General features: G+C 65.8%; 16 protein-coding genes and 1 pseudogene. 10 read left to right on the top strand and 7 right to left on the bottom strand.

What is annotated here, in order from left to right:
* From AC2VOK_RS16055 to AC2VOK_RS16035, 5 genes are all read left to right on the top strand, one after another.
* The coding region (locus AC2VOK_RS16055) for an SPFH domain-containing protein (RefSeq protein WP_428901365.1) at positions 1-578 on the top strand (578 nt) is incomplete at its 5' end.
* A 203-nt stretch (positions 579-781) separates the two neighbouring features.
* A complete protein-coding gene (locus AC2VOK_RS16050) occupies positions 782-2,533 on the top strand; it encodes a plasma-membrane proton-efflux P-type ATPase (RefSeq protein ID WP_428901364.1) in 1,752 nt (583 codons plus the stop codon).
* Between the two features lie 23 nt (positions 2,534-2,556).
* Entirely contained in the window at positions 2,557-3,498 is a 942-nt protein-coding gene (locus AC2VOK_RS16045) for an HAD family hydrolase (protein ID WP_428901363.1), read from the top strand.
* Between the two features lie 192 nt (positions 3,499-3,690).
* A complete protein-coding gene (locus AC2VOK_RS16040) occupies positions 3,691-4,596 on the top strand; it encodes a PPK2 family polyphosphate kinase (protein WP_343709587.1) in 906 nt (301 codons plus the stop codon).
* A 110-nt stretch (positions 4,597-4,706) separates the two neighbouring features.
* On the top strand, positions 4,707-4,940 hold the full coding sequence (locus tag AC2VOK_RS16035) for a hypothetical protein (protein ID WP_428901362.1): 234 nt from the start codon (positions 4,707-4,709) through the stop codon (positions 4,938-4,940).
* Between the two features lie 220 nt (positions 4,941-5,160).
* On the opposite strand, the gene gad is transcribed toward AC2VOK_RS16035, so the two are convergent.
* The 3 genes and pseudogenes from gad to AC2VOK_RS16020 all read right to left on the bottom strand — a co-directional run bounded on the left by gad (position 5,161) and on the right by AC2VOK_RS16020 (position 7,956).
* Entirely contained in the window at positions 5,161-6,555 is a 1,395-nt protein-coding gene (gene gad, locus AC2VOK_RS16030) for a glutamate decarboxylase (protein WP_343709589.1), read from the bottom strand.
* A 104-nt stretch (positions 6,556-6,659) separates the two neighbouring features.
* A pseudogene (locus AC2VOK_RS16025) lies at positions 6,660-6,797 on the bottom strand (hypothetical protein); the annotation flags it as partial.
* Between the two features lie 121 nt (positions 6,798-6,918).
* Entirely contained in the window at positions 6,919-7,956 is a 1,038-nt protein-coding gene (locus tag AC2VOK_RS16020; RefSeq protein WP_428901367.1) for a GAF domain-containing sensor histidine kinase, read from the bottom strand.
* Between the two features lie 1,324 nt (positions 7,957-9,280).
* Here AC2VOK_RS16020 and AC2VOK_RS16015 point away from each other — a divergent pair.
* The 4 genes from AC2VOK_RS16015 (at position 9,281) to AC2VOK_RS16000 (ending at position 11,555) form a co-directional block, all read left to right on the top strand.
* Positions 9,281-9,706, top strand: coding sequence for an ANTAR domain-containing protein (locus tag AC2VOK_RS16015; RefSeq protein WP_428901361.1), 426 nt, complete (start codon positions 9,281-9,283; stop codon positions 9,704-9,706).
* A gap of 195 nt (positions 9,707-9,901) precedes the next feature.
* Positions 9,902-10,621, top strand: a complete 720-nt coding sequence (locus tag AC2VOK_RS16010; RefSeq protein WP_486944293.1) for a hypothetical protein — start codon at positions 9,902-9,904, stop codon at positions 10,619-10,621.
* Complete coding sequence (locus AC2VOK_RS16005) at positions 10,545-10,751, top strand: alpha/beta fold hydrolase (RefSeq protein WP_486944292.1); 207 nt, start codon at positions 10,545-10,547, stop codon at positions 10,749-10,751. The genes AC2VOK_RS16010 and AC2VOK_RS16005 overlap by 77 nt, the downstream gene beginning before the upstream one ends.
* A 183-nt stretch (positions 10,752-10,934) precedes the next feature.
* Entirely contained in the window at positions 10,935-11,555 is a 621-nt protein-coding gene (locus tag AC2VOK_RS16000) for an STAS domain-containing protein (RefSeq protein ID WP_428901360.1), read from the top strand.
* 203 nt (positions 11,556-11,758) lie between these two features.
* Here the strand turns inward: AC2VOK_RS16000 and AC2VOK_RS15995 are convergent, their stop codons facing one another.
* Positions 11,759-14,731 (bottom strand): AMP-binding protein, encoded by a 2,973-nt coding sequence (locus AC2VOK_RS15995; protein WP_428901359.1) that lies wholly within the window; start codon positions 14,729-14,731, stop codon positions 11,759-11,761.
* A 509-nt stretch (positions 14,732-15,240) separates the two neighbouring features.
* Here AC2VOK_RS15995 and AC2VOK_RS15990 point away from each other — a divergent pair.
* Positions 15,241-15,633, top strand: a complete 393-nt coding sequence (locus AC2VOK_RS15990) for a hypothetical protein (protein WP_369738346.1) — start codon at positions 15,241-15,243, stop codon at positions 15,631-15,633.
* A 90-nt stretch (positions 15,634-15,723) separates the two neighbouring features.
* Here the strand turns inward: AC2VOK_RS15990 and AC2VOK_RS15985 are convergent, their stop codons facing one another.
* The 3 genes from AC2VOK_RS15985 to AC2VOK_RS15975 all read right to left on the bottom strand — a co-directional run bounded on the left by AC2VOK_RS15985 (position 15,724) and on the right by AC2VOK_RS15975 (position 17,176).
* Positions 15,724-16,443 (bottom strand): VldE C-terminal domain-containing protein, encoded by a 720-nt coding sequence (locus tag AC2VOK_RS15985; protein ID WP_428901358.1) that lies wholly within the window; start codon positions 16,441-16,443, stop codon positions 15,724-15,726.
* Between the two features lie 61 nt (positions 16,444-16,504).
* Positions 16,505-16,672, bottom strand: a complete 168-nt coding sequence (locus tag AC2VOK_RS15980; protein ID WP_428901357.1) for a hypothetical protein — start codon at positions 16,670-16,672, stop codon at positions 16,505-16,507.
* A 90-nt stretch (positions 16,673-16,762) separates the two neighbouring features.
* Positions 16,763-17,176, bottom strand: a complete 414-nt coding sequence (locus AC2VOK_RS15975) for a DUF6632 domain-containing protein (protein ID WP_428901356.1) — start codon at positions 17,174-17,176, stop codon at positions 16,763-16,765.
* Between the last annotated feature and the right edge of the window lie 15 nt (positions 17,177-17,191).

Raw genomic sequence — 17,191 nt, 5'->3', positions numbered from 1 at the left:
TCGACGCGGTGAAGTCGGTGGTGGCGATCGAGAACGTCTACGCCGCGATCGATCAGATCGCCCAAACCACGTTGCGCAAGGTGGTCGGCCAGCACAGTCTGGACGAGACGCTCTCGGAGACCGACAAGATCAATCTCGACATCCGCGCGATCCTCGATGTCACCACCATCGACTGGGGCGTGCAGGTTACCCTGGTGGAGCTCAAAGACATCCAACTGCCCGACAGCATGAAGCGGGCGATGGCCCGCCAAGCCGAAGCGGAGCGGGAGAAGCGCGCGAAAATCATTGCCGCCGAGGGTGAAGCGCTGGCCGCTGCCGCCTTGGGTGACGCCTCGGACACGATGATGGCCCACCCGCTGGCGCTGCAGTTACGTAATCTGCAAACCCTGGTCGAGCTCGGTGTCGACAAGAACAGCACCGTGGTGTTCCCGGCTCCGTTGATGTCGACCATTGCCGAACTCGGGAACTTCCTGGCCCGGGAAAACGGCGCAGCAGTCCGGCCAGAGCCACAGCCACAGCCGCCGATTCCCGTTCCGGCAGCGGTGGCCAACGGAACCTCCGCCGGGGGCCGGCCGTGATCGCCGCGCTGCTTTCCATGTGGTTGATCGGCTGGGGTTACTGGTTGATCTACCGCGGCATGCGTCCGGGATGAAGAAGCTGTTCACCCAATTCTCCTTCCCCGGAGGACCGGTCCACGCGGGATACTTGAGTACCTTCGCGACGTCCGGAACGCCCCGACGATGAAGCACCCCGACGATAACGAGCAGGCGGGCAACCAACCATGACCACTGAGGATGAGAAATTTCGAGCCGGGAGCTCGGCAGCGCCGACCAAGGCCGACCCGCATGGGGACCTGAAGTCGCTGCCGATGCCCGAGCTGGAAAAACAGCTCGCGAGTTCGGTGAACGGGCTCAGCGCAGCCGAGGCCGGCAAACGCCTGATTCAGTACGGGCCGAACGAGATCGCGGAGAGGAAAACCAACCAGCTGCTGAAGTTTCTCGGTTACTTCTGGGGGCCGATCCCGTGGATGATCGAGGTCGCCGTCATCTTGTCGGGCGTGCTGCGCCACTGGCCGGATTTCATCGTCATCCTCGTGCTGCTCGCCGCTAACGCGTTCATCGGATTCTGGGAGGAACGGTCCGCGGGCAAAGCCATCGACGCCCTCAAAGCTCAACTGGCGGTCAACGCGCGGGTACTACGCGACGGCACGTCGGTTACCCTCCCGGCGCGCGAACTCGTGCCGGGCGACGTCATCCGGCTGCGGCTCGGCGACATCGTGTCGGCCGACGCCCGCCTGCTTGACGGCGACCCGGTGGAGGTGGACGAGTCCGCGCTGACGGGGGAGTCGCTGCCGGCCAGCCGCGGGCCGGGCGACAACGTGTTCTCCGGATCGATCATGCGTCAGGGGGAGATCAGCGCCTTGGTGTACGCCACCGGTACGAATACCTACTTTGGGCACACCGCAGAACTGGTCCAAGCCGCCGACAGCGTCAGCCACTTCCAAAAGGCGGTGCTGCAGATCGGCAAGTTCCTGATCCTGCTCGCGCTGGCCATGGTGGTGCTGATCGTCGTCGTGTCGACCCTGCGCGGCAACCCGTTCCTCGATACCGTCCAGTTCGTCCTGGTGCTCACCGTGGCGGCGATCCCGGTGGCGATGCCGACCGTGCTGTCGGTGACCATGGCCGTCGGCGCACGACTGCTCGCCAAGAAGCAGGCCATCGTCACCCGGCTGGTCGCCATCGAGGAGCTCGCCGGCGTGGACGTGTTGTGCTCGGACAAGACCGGGACCCTGACCCAGAACAAGCTGACGCTGGGCGACCCGTTCGCCGTGGACGGGGTGAGCGCCGGCGACGTCATCCTCGCCGGTGCGCTGGCCTCGCGCGTGGACGACAACGACACCATCGACCTGGCCGTCCTGGCCGGACTGACCGACCCGACGGCACTCGACGCCTACCACATGGTCCACTTCGAACCCTTCGACGCGGTCCACAAGCGCACCGAGGCCAGCGTCGAGATCGCAGGCAAGCCGTCGTTCAAGGTGAGCAAGGGCGCACCGCAGGTCATCCTCGCCCTGGCCGACGACCCGGCCGAGGTGCAGGCAGCGGTGGACAACGCTGTGCAAGAGTTCGCCCAGCGCGGCTTCCGGTCGTTGGGGGTCGCCCGCGCCGACGGCGACGGACCGTGGCGGTTCCTGGGCGTGCTGCCGCTGTTCGACCCGCCCCGCGTCGACGCCAAAGAGATCATCGCGACTGCCGAACAGATGGGTGTGAAGGTCAAGATGGTCACCGGCGACGCCATCGCCATCGCCCGGGAGACCGCCAAGGCACTCGGGATGCGCGACGGGATTCTTGACGCCGCCGGGCTGGGCGGCGTCAAGGAGGAGGTGACGGCCGCCGAGGCGACGGCGATCGAAAAGGCCGACGGCTTCGCCCAGGTGTTCCCCGAACACAAGTACCGCATCGTCGACGTGCTGCAGAAGCACGGCCATATCGTCGGGATGACCGGTGACGGGGTGAATGACGCCCCGCGCTGAAGAAGGCCGACTGCGGCATCGCCGTGTCCGGGGCGACCGACGCGGCGCGCGCCGCGGCGTCCATGGTGCTGCTGAGCCCGGGCCTGTCGGTGATCATCGACGCGATCAAGGAAAGCCGCCGCATCGTTCAGCGGATGAACAGCTATGCGATCTACCGCATCTCCGAGACGTTGCGGGTGCTGCTGTTCGTGACCGCCGCGATCCTGTTCTTCGGCTCCTTTCCCGTGACGGCGATCATGATCGTCGTCCTCGCGCTACTCAACGACGGCGCGATCTTGTCCATCGCCTACGACAATGTGAAGTACAAGAACAGCCCCGAGGCGTGGAACATGCGCCTGGTCCTGGGGATAGCGACCGTCCTGGGTGTCATCGGGCCGGTCGCCGCGTTCGGACTGTTCTACCTGGGCGAGCACGTCTTCAAACTCGACCGGGACCAGCTGCAGACACTGATGTATCTGATGCTGTCGGTCGCCGGGTCGATGACGATCTTCCTCACCCGTACCCGCGGGCCGTTCTGGTCCATCCGGCCCAAGCGGATCCTCGTACTGGCCGTGCTCGGCGCCGAGGCCATCGCGACCTTGCTCGCCGGCTTCGGGGTACTGATGACACCGCTCGGCTGGCAGTGGGTCGCCTTCGTCTGGGGCTACGCCATCATCTGGGCACTCGGCACCGACCGCATCAAACTCCTCGCCTATCGCATTCTCGACCCGGTCAGCCGCGACGGCGCTACCCACGGGGGAGCAGCCTCAGACGGTGACAGCTCGCCCGGTGACCCGGTTGGGCACAGTGTCGATACCGTGGCGACGGTCGCGGCCTTCCACACCGTCACCGATTCCGCAGACCCCGTCTACCAAGACAATCCCGACTGTCCCTACGGACGGGAAATCACCCGCCACCACACCGGCCAGGCCGTGTACCCGCGCAGCCCTAGCCAATTCCTGCGCCTGTTGTCACCGGCGCAGTGAGGTTTCTTCAAGGCGCCAGGCGGGCAACGCAATTGACCTCACTGAACGCGAATGCGGCGATCACTACCTGCCGCACTGCACAAGGCGTGGGTAACCCACGCCGACGGTGGTGGCAATCTCCGGTCGCCATCTGGGAAGCTGACAGTGGTCGTTGCCCCGGGTCATGGAGAGACACATAAGCAGGAGGCGAAGTTGTCGGCGCTCTGGAAACGACTGGCGGAGGGTACCCGGGTAAAGCCGGGGTCCATGGTGGACCTGGCCAAGGACTTCGATCCCGGCCGATACGACAAAGAGCTTCAACAAGACCACGGCGCCGCGGTGCTGGCCGATGCGAAGGCGGCGCTGCTGGATTTGCAGGACCGCTTCTTCGCCGAGGCCAACCGGTCGCTGTTGATCATCCTTCAGGCGATCGATGCGGCCGGTAAGGACGGCACGATCAAGCACGTGATGAGCGGCCTCAACCCCGAGGGGGTCGACGTGTACAGCTTCAAGGCGCCATCGGCGACCGAGCAGGCGCATGATTACCTCTGGCGCCACCAACGGTCGCTGCCGGAATTGGGCCGTATCGCGGTGTTCAACCGGTCCCACTACGAGAACGTGTTGATCACCCGGGTGCATCCCGAGACGTTGTGGCCGCGCACCGCGGTGCTCGACGCAAGGAAGATTTGGCAGCGGCGGTATCGCGACATCAACGACTGGGAGCGCTACCTCACCGACAACGGGACCGTCATCATCAAGCTGTTTCTCAACGTCTCCAAGGACGAACAGGCGCGCCGGTTCCTTGAGCGCATCGACGAACCCGAGAAGAACTGGAAGTTCTCCGTCGCCGACCTACGCGAGCGCGCGTTCTGGGATGACTACCAGCGGGCCTTTCAAGACATGCTCAGCCACACCAGCACCGTCTGGGCGCCCTGGCATGTGATCCCCGCAGACCACAAATGGTTTGGCCACGTGTCGACTTCCGCGGTGCTGTTGGAGACGCTGCGGGATCTCAACCCGCAGTATCCGCAGGTCGACGCCGCTGCCAAAGCCGAGCTGGCACAGGCAAAGAAGGAGTTGCTAGGCGACGACGGTGACGCGGGCGCACAGTCGTCGTGACACGGTGGACCCGCATGCACCCACGTCGACGGGGCGCACCGACATGCCACGGACGCAACTGGACGCACCCGACATTGACCGGTGTTGTGGGCGAATGAGGAGGACGACCCGTGGCGGTTACGCTGAACCAGGCCCGTTCGGTCTACGAGCGGATCGGACGCGCCCAGGACTGGCAGGCCTTCTGTGAGGGCGCGACCATAAACCGCCTCGCGGCCAAGGCGGCCCTCACCGGGGACCAGACCATTTTCGAGTCCGGTTGCGGCACTGGCCGGTTGGCTGCGCGCCTGCCGACGGCGCTTGCCTTCCAGTGTCAACTACCTCGGGTGTCGACATCAGCCCGGTGATGGCGTGCCGCCCGGTGTGTTCGCCCGCGTGCCGGAGGCCGACGCCGTGCCCGCCTACTGCCTCGCATCGATCGACCGGAACGGCACGACGACGTGCTTCGAAGATTTCTACGGATGCTGGCCGACGCTGGGGGAGATGGATCGTGAAGTACCGGGTCATTATGGGTGTTCGGCGGCCGGCTTGAGCACTTCTGCGTTCGTGAATGTGCATCCTTGTGGCTTAGTGGGCGAAGGGCCGCTGGTTGTTGAAGTGGCCGCCGGGCTTGAGGTCGTCCAGACTGGCCAGCGCCGACATCATGTCGTCGCGCAGTGACCGGGCCAGATCGGCGGAGAACCCTTCGCGCACCACGACGCGCAGCACCGCGACGTCGGTCGCGTCGGCGGGCATGGTGTAGGCCGGCACCTGCCAGCCGTAGGACCGCAGGGCGTGGGAGACGTCGAACTCGGTGTAGCCGAAATTCCCGGCCAACCGTAGGCAGACCACCGGGATCGCCGAGCCGTCGGAGATCACCTCGAAGTGCTTGCCTTTGCGCAACTCGTCGGCCAGCCAGCGCGCCGTCGACGACAGGCATCCCATCACCTGGGTGTAGCCCGCGCGACCCAACCGCAGGAAGTTGTAGTACTGGCCGATGACCTGGTTGCCCGGCCGGGAGAAGTTCAGGGAAAACGTCGGCATGTCCCCGCCGAGGTAGTTCACCCGGAACACCAACTCCTCGGGCAGGTGTTCATGACCGCGCCACACCACAAAACCGAGGCCCGGGTAGGTCAGCCCGTATTTGTGGCCGCTGACGTTGATCGACACCACCCGCGGCAGCCGGAAATCCCACACCAGATCCGGCTGCAAAAACGGCACCACGAACCCGCCGCTGGCGGCGTCGACGTGCACGGGGACATCCACGCCGCCGCCGGCAGCCAGCGTGTCCAGGGCCGCGCAGATCTGCGCAACGGGTTCCAGCTCACCGGTGAAGGTGGTGCCCAGGATCGCGACCACGCCGATGGTGTCCTCGTCGACCGCGTTGACCACTTGCTCGGGCGTGATCACGTAGCGGCCCTTGGCCATCGGCAGGTATCTGGGCTCGACGTCGAAGTAGCGGCAGAACTTCTCCCAGACCACCTGCACGTTGGAGCCCATCACCAGGTTCGGGGTGCGGGTCCGCCAGCCGCTCTTCGCCGCGTCACCGACCCGCTGACGCCACCGCCACTTCAGCGCCAGCCCGCCCAGCATCACCGCCTCGCTGGACCCGACGGTCGACACCCCGGTGGCGGTGGTCGGGTCGTCGTCGCGCAGCCCCTCGGCATGGAACAGATCGGCCACCATCGACACGCACCGCGACTCGATGGCCGCGGTGGCCGGGTATTCGTCCTTGTCGATCATGTTCTTGTCAAATGTCTCGGACATCAGCTTGTCGGCCTCGGGATCCATCCAGGTGGTGACAAACGTCGCCAGGTTCAGCCGCGCGTTGCCGTCGAGCATCAACTCGTCGTGGATGAACCGGTACGCGGCGGCGGGCTCCATATCTTCGTCGGGCAGCCTCAGTGCGGGCACCGACGTGGTGGACAGCCGCCCGGTGTAGGCGGGAGAGATCGACGGCGACAGGCTGACCTTGTATGGCATGAGAATCCTTTCGGCGGTGACTTCACAACACTCCTCCGTCACCAGGCGCGAGCCCCACTCGCTGGCGCGGCACCTCTCGTCTAGACGGGGAATTATGCGGCGAAGAGGTATTCGACCGCCTGTTGAGCCTTGGCATCAGTGGGATAGGAGCCGATGGGCCAGCCCGGCGATAGTGTCGGCAGCGGTTGGCCGGCCGGGAGGCGGGATTGCCCGAGAACGTTTGTCGTGGAGTTCCTTTCGATGGTGTCAGCGCGCCGGACCCGGTGGGTCGTAAGAATGCCTGCTACTCGCACCGCCTCGTCGACCTGACCGGCCCGGTCGCATCGACCCTTTGAGCCGCTCGTGGTCGCAGCGGGGCGATGTTCAGGGCAGCGGTGCTGCCCAGCGCAGCAAGGTACCTCCGCCGGGAGCATCCGCGGTGGTGAGCGTGCCGCCTGCCTGCTGCGCGCGGTGATGCAACCTGCTCAAGCCACTGCCGGTGACGTCGCCGGGGATGCCTCGACCGTTGTCGATAACCTCGATGCAGACGTCGTCCCCGACCTTTACCGTCACGGTAAGGCTGGTCGCGCCGGCATGCCGGACGGCGTTGCTGACCGCTTCGCGCACAACGGCTTCGGCGTGATCGGCGAGTGCAGCGTCGAGAACCGACAAGGGGCCCACGAATTGAACCGTGGTCTCCAGTTCCGATCCGCACAACTGGACGACTACCTCGTCAAGCCGCTCTCGCAGCTGGGTTATGGCCGGCACTGCGCCGTGCACGTCGAAAATGGCGACACGGATCTCCTGAATCACGCCTTGAAGATCATCAATGCTGCGGGACAGTCGCTGCTGCACCTCGGTTGATCGCACCCGCGGAATGGCCCCATGCAATGCCAGTTCGATCGCGAAGATCCGCCGGATCACGTGGTCGTCCAGGTGCCTTGCGATTCTGTCGCGCTCATCGAGAATGTCGCCTTCACGCATCCGGTGCTGTGTGGACCCCAGCTGCCAGGCGAGCGCCGCCTGGTCGGTGAAAGCGGCCATCATGTCGAGCTGTTCGTCGCCGAACGCCCGGGCGCCGCCACGCCGCAGCGCGACCAGCACCCCGGCCACGGCATCGTTGCTGCGCAGCGGAAGCACCAGCGCTGGGCCGGCATGTTGGACGCCGTCGATCGCGACGTCGAAGTTGTTGATTCGTCGAGGGATCCGCTCCACGAAGGCCTGTTCGATCGAGGTGCCGGCAACAGAGATGGCATGAGCCGGCGTCGAGGTCATTGCAGCACCGGCGGTTTCCACGATCATCACATCGGCCACCTCTGACGTGGGTATGTCGTAGTTGTCTGCGACGGCGACCAATGCGAGTTCTGCGCCCGTGAGCCTGAGCGCTTGTCGGGCGATGGGCCGATATGCTGCCGCGGGCATCGGCGCTGGAGAGTTGTTCGGTTCCGACGTCACGGGTCGCTCCGCCGGTTTAACAGCAGACATGGTCATTGAGTCCCCGATCCGAGGCCCTCGGTGCAGTGGACCACCGCTTCGTCCATGCTCAGCCATCGCGCGTCGCGCGGTTCCCGGCGACCACAATGTTGACGAAGTGGCGGGTGCGCAGACTTTGGTCGGCGGAAGGTAGATGGGTGATGGCCGCTGCACATCGTGGTCACCGGCGGCTCGCTCACGGGGGCGTCGAGCAGGTCCTCGGAGGCCTTGACATCGGTCAGTGGGTCGAACCTGGGCGACTTCGCTCGGGTGACCCAGAACTGCGACCCGGTGTCGGGGCCGCCGCGGTGCCACCCCACGGCGGCCGGTAAGGCTGGGTGTGGATCATCACTGGGTGCGGTTCGGGGCGGATCTGGCAGGGAAACGCCGGCGTTGGAACACAACGCAAGTGAAGTGGTCATGGTGACCTGACGTCCAGTGGATCACCGGAGTGTGTGAGGGTTCGGAGCCAATGCTCCTTGAATTAAGCGGCGGACGGCTCAACTCATCCCAGACCAGCTGATTCTCAACGCCCTTCACGCTACACCCGTTGGACTGCTCGTATCGACCTACCGAATCAATTTCGTGCCGCCTGGGGTGATTGAACCACGCACGGCGACTATTGAGACGAACGGTTGAGAGCGCGAGGCGGCAAGCAGAGATCGAAACAAAGACGACGCTGACAAGGCCGACCGGCTGCCGGGGTTTGGCTCGTTCGAACGTCGCAGGTGTCTGGTCCGGTTGCTGGCCCCGCCGTTTCCGACGCGCGATAGTGCGGCTCTCGGTGCTGCCGACGCTATTATTGTCCTGACAACCATCTCGTGACGGTTGCGCCACGGGTAGGGCGCTGGGTTTCGGTACCGATCCCAGTTCCGCCAAGACTATTGAGCGCAGGTATGACGGAGTTGACCGAGGACGCCGACGGGTTACCGTTGGGGTCGCTGAGCGCGCAGCAGGTCAGTGCTGATGCCGCTGACTTGCGGGCCGGGATCGACGACCTGGCGGGGTTGGTGGCCGGCAGCCTGGGGTTGTCCGAGTTGCTGGCTGAGGTGTCGGCGTTTGCGGTGCGCGCGATACCGGGCGCCGATGGTGCCGGGGTGACCTTGTTGCGGGTCGACCTGGTGGACAACATGGTGGAGGCGTTGGCCGCCAGTGCACCGTTTGTCGCCGAGATCGACGAGATTCAGTACGTGATTCTCAAGGAGGGGCCCTGCATCACCGCGGCGCTGGAGCGGCGGACGGTGCGGTCCGGGTCGTTGGGCGGGGAGAAGATGTGGCCGCGATTCGGCCCCGGGTGGGCCGCCTGGGCGTGCACAGTGCGCTGTCGTTGCCGCTACTGCTGTCGGGCCAGGCGATCGGGGCGATCAATGTCTACGCCCACGGCAAAGACGTCTTCGATGAGCACGCCGCCGAACTGGGGGAGCTGTTCGCCAAGCCCGCGGCGGTGGCGGTGCACAACGCCCAGATCCTTGCGCACGCGTTGGCGCTGACCGTCCAGTTGCAGACGGCGCTGTCGACGCGCCCGGTGATCGATCAGGCGATCGGCTTGATTCGGGGACGCAGCGGGCGTAGCGCCGAGGAGGCGTTCACTCAGCTGCGGGCGATCAGCCAGGCCGAACACCGCAAATTGGCCGACGTGGCCCAACACATGGTCGATGAAGCCGTGCGCCGCGCCCGCGCCCGACGCGACCCGACCTGAGCCCGAACCGCCATTCGCTCCACGGCCGAACGGTCGCTGCGCGGGTGGGACGCGCGTAGGTTGGAGGGCGGGGAAACAGCAAGCACGACGGGTCCTGGCTCGCGTCGCGGCTTCCCCACCGGGCAGGGCGACTCGCCCGTTCGGCACCGGTAGGCTCAATCGGCGCTCGGGAGCGCCCAGCGGAGCAATCCTGTCATGAAGATCGGTGCGGCCCTGGCCGCCGATTTGGGCATCCTCACCGCCGCCCTGGATGAGCCCGGCGCCGATGTGCTGCACAGTCTGCAGCAATTGGGTGTCGACGCCCAGGCGGCCGTGTCCAGCTATCTCGGGCTGAGCGTGACCGTGGACTGCAGTATCCCGCCGTTGACGTTCACTACCGTTGAGGACGGCGCGGCTGAGAATGTTCGCACCTCGCTTTGGCTGATGCTGGCCGGTGTGGGTGAGGGCCGGGCATTGTCGTCGGTTGCCCTCATCCTCTACGCGGGCACCCCGGGAACGTTTGTCGACCTCGCCGCAGACCTGGCGTGGCTAACCGGTCGCCCGGCCAGCGACTTCGTGCTCGATGGGCATCTCAGCGTCCCGGCCGGATCGGACACCGGGACATATCTGCGCAACGCGTCGGTCGTCAATCAGGCGATCGGGGTCCTCATCGGCCGCGGCTACACGCCGGGGCAAGCCGATCGAGAACTGAACACCCAGGCGGATCGCGCGGACATCGATCGACACACCTCCGCCCAATCCATCCTCGAGAAGCTCACCGGCGAGGACCCTGCCGACACCGGACACGGCGAGCGGGAGCCCAACATCGGTTACTCAATTAAGTCATGGATTACCCACGTTGCTTGTTTGGGGCGAGCAGGACCGGATCATTCCTGTCGCCGACGGCTACGCCGCTCACGACGCCGTGCCAGGTAGTCGAATTGAGGTGCTCCCCGGTGTCGGGCACTTCCCACATGTCGAGTCCCCGACAGCGGTCGTGGACATCCTCGATGACTTCATCGTCACCACCGCGCGAGATCGCGAGCTGACGAATCGAAAAACCTGATCAGAACCGAGATGCGGCGAAGTGTCGACTGCCAAGATCCGGCCCACATGGCGCTTGACAATTGCCCCCGCGGGGTGGAACGTCAGCTGAGTTGAGACTCTCAACCAGTTCGGGATGAGGTCAGCTGTCCGCTGCTGTCCTCTGAGAGCAGTAGCTCGCGCCGAACAGACCGGTGGCAACCGCATGTCGGGGATCACCATGAATACTCCGCCCGCCCCCTCCGTGCTGCCAGAGGGTGGCTTTCTTTCCCAGCCCTGGCAGGGTCACACCGCACGGTTAGTCAGTCGTCGGCTCAGGTCGTCGGTAGCTGTCATCAGCGCCCACGGCGACATCGACGCATCCAATGCTGACATTCTGACCGACTACACGTTAGGGCATCTGATGCGTTGCCGCGGGCTGATCCTTGATCTGCGCGAGCTGGAGTTCTTTGGGACCGAGGGTTTCTCGGCACTGCACAGGGTCTCCGTCTGCTGCGCGCACGTCGGCATCGGCTGGGCAACAGTGTTCGGTGCGGCAGTGTCCCGGGTGCTGCGGATCGGCGACCCACAGGGCTTGCTACCCGCCGCCAGCACGCTCGAGGCAGCGATAACCATCGTCCAAAGCCACCCTCACCGTCCGCCACAGCTCATCGCGACCCGCAAGGATCTCGGACAATCCTCGAGATGCGATCGCACGGTGTGCCTGGTGTGCGGCGGTATACAACAGGTCCGGCAGGAACAACGCACCTTGACAGAAGCAATCGCCAAGCTCGATGGTCCGGCGTTGACGGTGGTCGACCCTGGGTTTCGAAGATGCAAAATCTGAGGTTGTGGAGTGCGGCGCCGGAAAGAAATGTCGAGTCCGCGTCGATCCCGGCGGTTAATGTGTTGCGCCCCATGCTTGGTCGCGTTGTGTGCCTCCGATGATCAGTTCGCCGCCTTGGACGCGGTTGACCTCACAGGATCGGGGTTACTGCAAACCGGGCCGGGGCAAGGTCATTACTCCGGCTCGCCGCCGGAGTGGCCCGCCTACTCGCTGTCCACGGTTCGTTGCTGGGGCTGGGCGTCGTGGCTTGTGGCCGATTGTCGATAGTGGCCGTCGGTGAGGTCGTGGTGCCAGGTTGTTTCCCCCGGCGCCGGCAGCCCGGCCCCGCGCAGCTCGGTCGACAGCGGACGATAGGAGGGCGTAAGCGGGATGCGGTCAACAATGTGGACGATGGCGGGACGCTGGTGACGGGGGAGGACGCTCAACGCCGTGGTCAGGTCGGCCGCGGTGAGGACGCCGTCCTTGCCCAGCGTCACGGCCGCGACCGCGACGTCATGCGTGTCGGTCGGGACGGGATAGACGACGGCCAGGTCGATCCCGGTGATGTCGCCGAGGGCGTCGCAAATCGGTTGGCAGAACACGGGTCCGCGCCCGGACTGGATCACGGTGTTCCTGTGGTCGACGAACCAGTAGTCGCCGTCGCTGTCGCGGCGAAACAGGTGGTTCGTGGTGATCCACGTGTCTCCCGCGGCGAATACACCGCGCATCGAGCCGATCGCGGCATCGAGTCCGGAGCGTGGTTTCGCCAGCAGCACGCCCACCTCGTCGTCCGCACAGGGCCGCACGAATCCGTGTTCATCCTCGCTGAACCGGCCCGTCGCGGCGTCGTAGCCGGCGAGCCGAATTTCGGCGCTGCCCGGCAGCGGCCGACCCTTGGCCCCGGTCTTCGTGCCGGTGATATTGGCCAGCACGGCGTCCCCTTCGGTGGAGGCGTAGAACTCCAGCACGCGGGCCGGAGCGAATCGGTCGATTACCTTCTGCCACAGCCCGATCGGCATTCCGGCTCCGATGAACAGGCGGATCGGATGATGTTCTGCGAGGTCTGGCGATGTCGTCTCCACCAGCTCGCGCAGCATTGCCCAGGTGTAGGACACCACCGTGACCCCGTAACGGTGCACCTCGTCGGCGAACCGCGTCGGGTCGACGCCCCGGGTCAAGGCGATGCGCGAGCCGCCGGCGACCGCGCCCCCGAGGGCGACCATCAGAGCCGACGGATGGTGCAGCGGGGTCAGGCAATAGATCGTGTCGCCGCGCCCGAGCGCGGCGGCAGTGGCCGTGCCGTACGCCGACAGCGCCCACCGATGATTGGTGACCTCCTTGACCACCCGGCGTCCGCCCGTCGTGCTGAAGAACACGAAGGCGAGTTCGCTTGCCCGGCCCGGGTTCGGCCGATACCACCGGGGCAGCGGCGCACCGGACGGGTCGAGGCGGTCCAGCTCGACGACCCGTCCCGGTGCCGTCCGGCCCAGGCCGCCGGTGGGAAGGTGGCCGAGGACGAGCACCCTGGCGTCGGTTGCGGTGGCCGCCGCGAGATGGTCCGGGTCGGTGACGATGTCGGACACCTCGCACAGCTGGACGGCCGCGGCGAGATCGTCATCCGGGGGTAGCAGCACCGCCACCGCGCCGAGCCGCGACAGTGCCGCGATCGCGGCCACGGCGCTGGGGCTGGTGCCCATCAACACACCGACGTTGGCTCCCTGACGGATACCGACGGCGATGAGACCGCGCACCGCGTCGTCGATGCTGCGATCAACCGCGGCGTTGGTGTGCACCCGATCCTCGAAGAGGAAGCATTCCTCCTCAGGCGCTCTGCTGGCCTGTTCGGCCATCAAGCTGCCCAACGACACCCGGGTATGGGGCTGCAGCCGTCCGAGGCGGGCGAGCCGGGGCAGGGTACGTAGCGCCTCCCCGGCGATCTCCCCGCCGCTGTGCGCCGCACCCACCGTGGCGCCGGCCAGCCCCAGCCCCACGCCGATACCCAATTCGGCCAGCGCACCCGCCGAGTGAGCGATACGCGCCGAGAGCCCGGCGGCGCCGTCGCCCCCGGCGTCAGGGTCGGCCTGCATCGGACGAACGCCGTCGGGCCTGGGCCCCCGACCGTCTTGCCACAGCACCCATTGGCCCACGGTGGGCCAGGTGCGCGTGGCGGCGGTCGATCCGACAACGAGCCCGAAGTGCCCCGCCCGCAACAGCACCTCGGACACCTCGGCCCGGGGGGCGGCCCGCCGGATACCTCGCACGGATGCGGGCTGGCCGATATCGTCGATCTCGCCGATGAAAGCAACGACCGGACAGGTGATTTCCGCGAGCGTGATCAACGTGCCGTCGATCACCGCTCCACCGGCCATCATGCGGTTATGGACCACGAACTGCCGTAACAGTTCGGCGACCGCGGGGCCCGACCATGCCACCCACCCCTCCACCTCGAGGAAGCGGCGTTGCTGTTCCCTGGGCAACAACGCTTCCCGGTCATGGAGTTGCCATAGGAAGTCCCATCTCGCCCGTACCGTCTTGATCGGGTCCAGAAGTTGAAACCCGGTACGGGCCATCCATCCGGACACGGAGAGACGGTTGAAGACGTGGTCGGCGACCAGCTGGGCGCCGCGGCCCGCCAAGGCCGCGGGAATCCCGAACGGCAGACCGCCGAGCGAATCGACGGCGCTACCGAACGTGATGACGCTGGCCAGGCCCTCGGAACGTCGGTAGGCGGCGGTCTGATAGCAGAACATGCCGCCCTGCGAGTAGCCCGCCAGATGCACCTTGCGCCCGGTGTGTGCTCGTACCGCGTCGACGGCGCGGCTCAGCGCGATCACATGGTCGCTCAACGTGCGTTCGAGCCCACGGGTTTCCCGGTCCGGTGAGCCGAAGTCCACCACCCACGGGTCCACCCCGAGTTCATGCAGGACTCCGACCGCGCCCTGGTGTCTGGTGACGTCAAAAACATTGGCTGACATCATCATCGGCGGCACGAGTATTACCGGCGGCCGTGACGGATCGTTTGTCCCGTCGGGGAAGTACCGTCGCAGCCGGTACATGTCGGAGCGCTCCACGATCCGAAACGGCGACGGACGGGATCCGGTTTGAAGGCCACCGAACCGCAGCACCTCGATGCCGTTCCGCGTGGTCGCGATCGCCCGGTTCACCGGACCGGCGATCAGGCCGCTACCCCATGTCACCGATACCACATGTCACACCGACACTCCCGCTGATCGCCCATCTGCTGACGTCACCCAATCGACACTACGTGAGGCGCCCTCGCGTCCACCTTCTCGAGGGGCGTTGCTGTCGTGTCCGGAATGCACACCCCTTAAAACGCCGCGGTGGTCAGCGGTGTCGTCGTGAATCGAATCATGACCGGTTGTCGCGAAGCTTCGCCAAGGAGCATTCGGGCGTGTAGTGTTACGCGGTAGAGATACTTGGCAGACAGGCCATCTAACAAGCGTTTTGACGGAGTTCCAACTCCGAAAATAACCAAAGGCGTTGCCCACCAGAGGCGTTGTCCACCAGAAGAAATGTGCACGCTTGAATTCGCTGCGGTGCTCGATGTTGTTTGCGTGTGTCTCGGAAATCGGGTGGCGGCGACTTCTTTGCCCGCTCTGGTCAATCCGGACCTGCAGTCACTCGAGGGCGGCTCGGCGCGTTTACCGCACGCGCAGGGCCGCCGCCTACGCGAAATGAGGCCACGATGGGTAAATCCGAGTACGAACAACGAGATGTCTTCGGGGGGCTCGTGCTTCAGGTGGGTGCGGGTTTCAAGGAGCATGAGCGACGCCATGTGGTGGAGGCATTGTCGACGCTCGGGCCGCACCTGGGAAGGTGGGACCCTCATGACCTGGTCGTCGATGTCTCCTTGCAGGACCGCGGCGGCAAGGAACAGCGCGTCACATTGCGCACGAGCCTGCCCGGCTTTCCGCCATTGGTAGCGGTTGCTGACAACCCGGACCTAACCCGCGCCCTCGGCGAAGCAAAGCGCGAGCTGATCCGGCAGATTGAACATCAGAAGTCGCAGCGAGAACCCATGAGCAACCGCCGGCTCAGGAACCCCACGGTCCGGCATCCGAATATCCCCACGCCGTGACCGATCGCCCGTTCTCACCCTGGGTGGTGATTTCGTACCACCGGTGGGGCGGTTCGACGCTCGTGGCATGCGGAGATTCGCAGACGCCGATCACGCCGGCGGCTGCGGGCTCATCGCCGCGATGTAGTAGATCTCGTGCCCGGTGGGGTAGCCGCCCCCATTGGTGGCGATGTGAACGTGGTCGTAGTGGTTGAGGGTTTCGTTGCCGTAGTCCGCCGTCCAGCTCCCCGTGCCGATGCCCGGGTAGATCCGTTGCCGCCAGATCACGTGGTTGATGCCCCAGCGTTTGGCGTTCGCGAGGGCATACCCGGCGATCTGGTTGCCGAGCGCGATCCCCTCCGGGCTGTGGTAGTTCGGGATCATCACGTCGATCGCCAATCCTTCGGGGTGCCACTTCAGGGCGTCCTGCCGGTACCCGCCGATCGCTCTGATCTCCGGGAACAGTACGCCGATGGCACGCGCCGCCCAGATGGTCTTGACCTGCAACCCATGCTCCGGCGCCACGCCGGGAGGCAGCGCGACCAGAAAATTCTGGGCGGCGGCGGGGGCAGTGGGCGCGTTGGCTGCCAACGACTGCACCTCCGCGGGGGTGGCAATGCGCGGCCCGTCTGCGGGAGCGGACATCTGCGGCCCGTCCGGGGCGCGGGCGATCTGTGGGCTGCCGGGCGCCGCGGTTTTGGCGACGGCCGGGTGTCCCACGCAGCACCGGTGCTCGGTGCTCTGGGCGTAGACCATGGCGGACGAGACGATGACCGAGGCCGCGATCGCCAGCCAGCGGCCCCGGCCGTTGGCCAGCACGGCGGTACCCACGGTCAGTAGCTTAGTGTCCCGTGCGACGCGTGGGCAGACTTTGCTGTTTGTTGTCGGGTGTCTAACGCCGGGATTCGTCAGCGACGTCATGACGGGACTGGTGCAGGCCCGGCGCGTCCGGGTCCTCGCCTTGGTTTTCCAGCTCTTCCTGCAGCCGACGCTGCCCCTCGGTGGTCTTCCTGGCGTCTTCGGGTACCTCCGGCGGGTCGATGTCGGCTTGCGGATCCACGCGAGATCTCCTCGACGGGTCGACGAACACTTCACGTCAGGATCGCCCGAATCGGGCGCGCCCAAACCCTGGGCCCACCGGTGGTCCGCGTTACCTCGTCGCCAGCCGAGACCGATCGGCGGGCGGCTGTTTGATCCCCGCTGCCCGCACGAGCACCGCCAAGACCACAGCCACGAAAAACAGTGCCAGCACGTCGCCCCAGAGGTGTCCCATGTGGCCGTCGTCCAAGGATTGCACCGTCATGATCGCGGCGTGCACGCCGCTGGACCACACCGTGAACCAGATCAGGCTGAGGTTGTTTTCCGGGCTGCGCGCCGCATTGATGAGGAACACCCCGAGGGTGGCGTAGACGCCGACGATCATCATGAAGTAGTCGGATCGGTACGGCGCACCGGAGTGCCACATCCAGCCCGACGGCCAGACCACCGCGAGGGGATAGACCAGGAGCATGACGGCGCCGACGAAAACCAGCGCCAGTTGCAGGAGTTTGTAGGGCGTTGCCATCGTGGCCTCCTGTCG

The sequence above is a fragment of the Mycobacterium sp. TH-M116 genome, from assembly GCF_057473685.1.
This window is presented reverse-complemented; position numbering and strand designations above follow the sequence as displayed.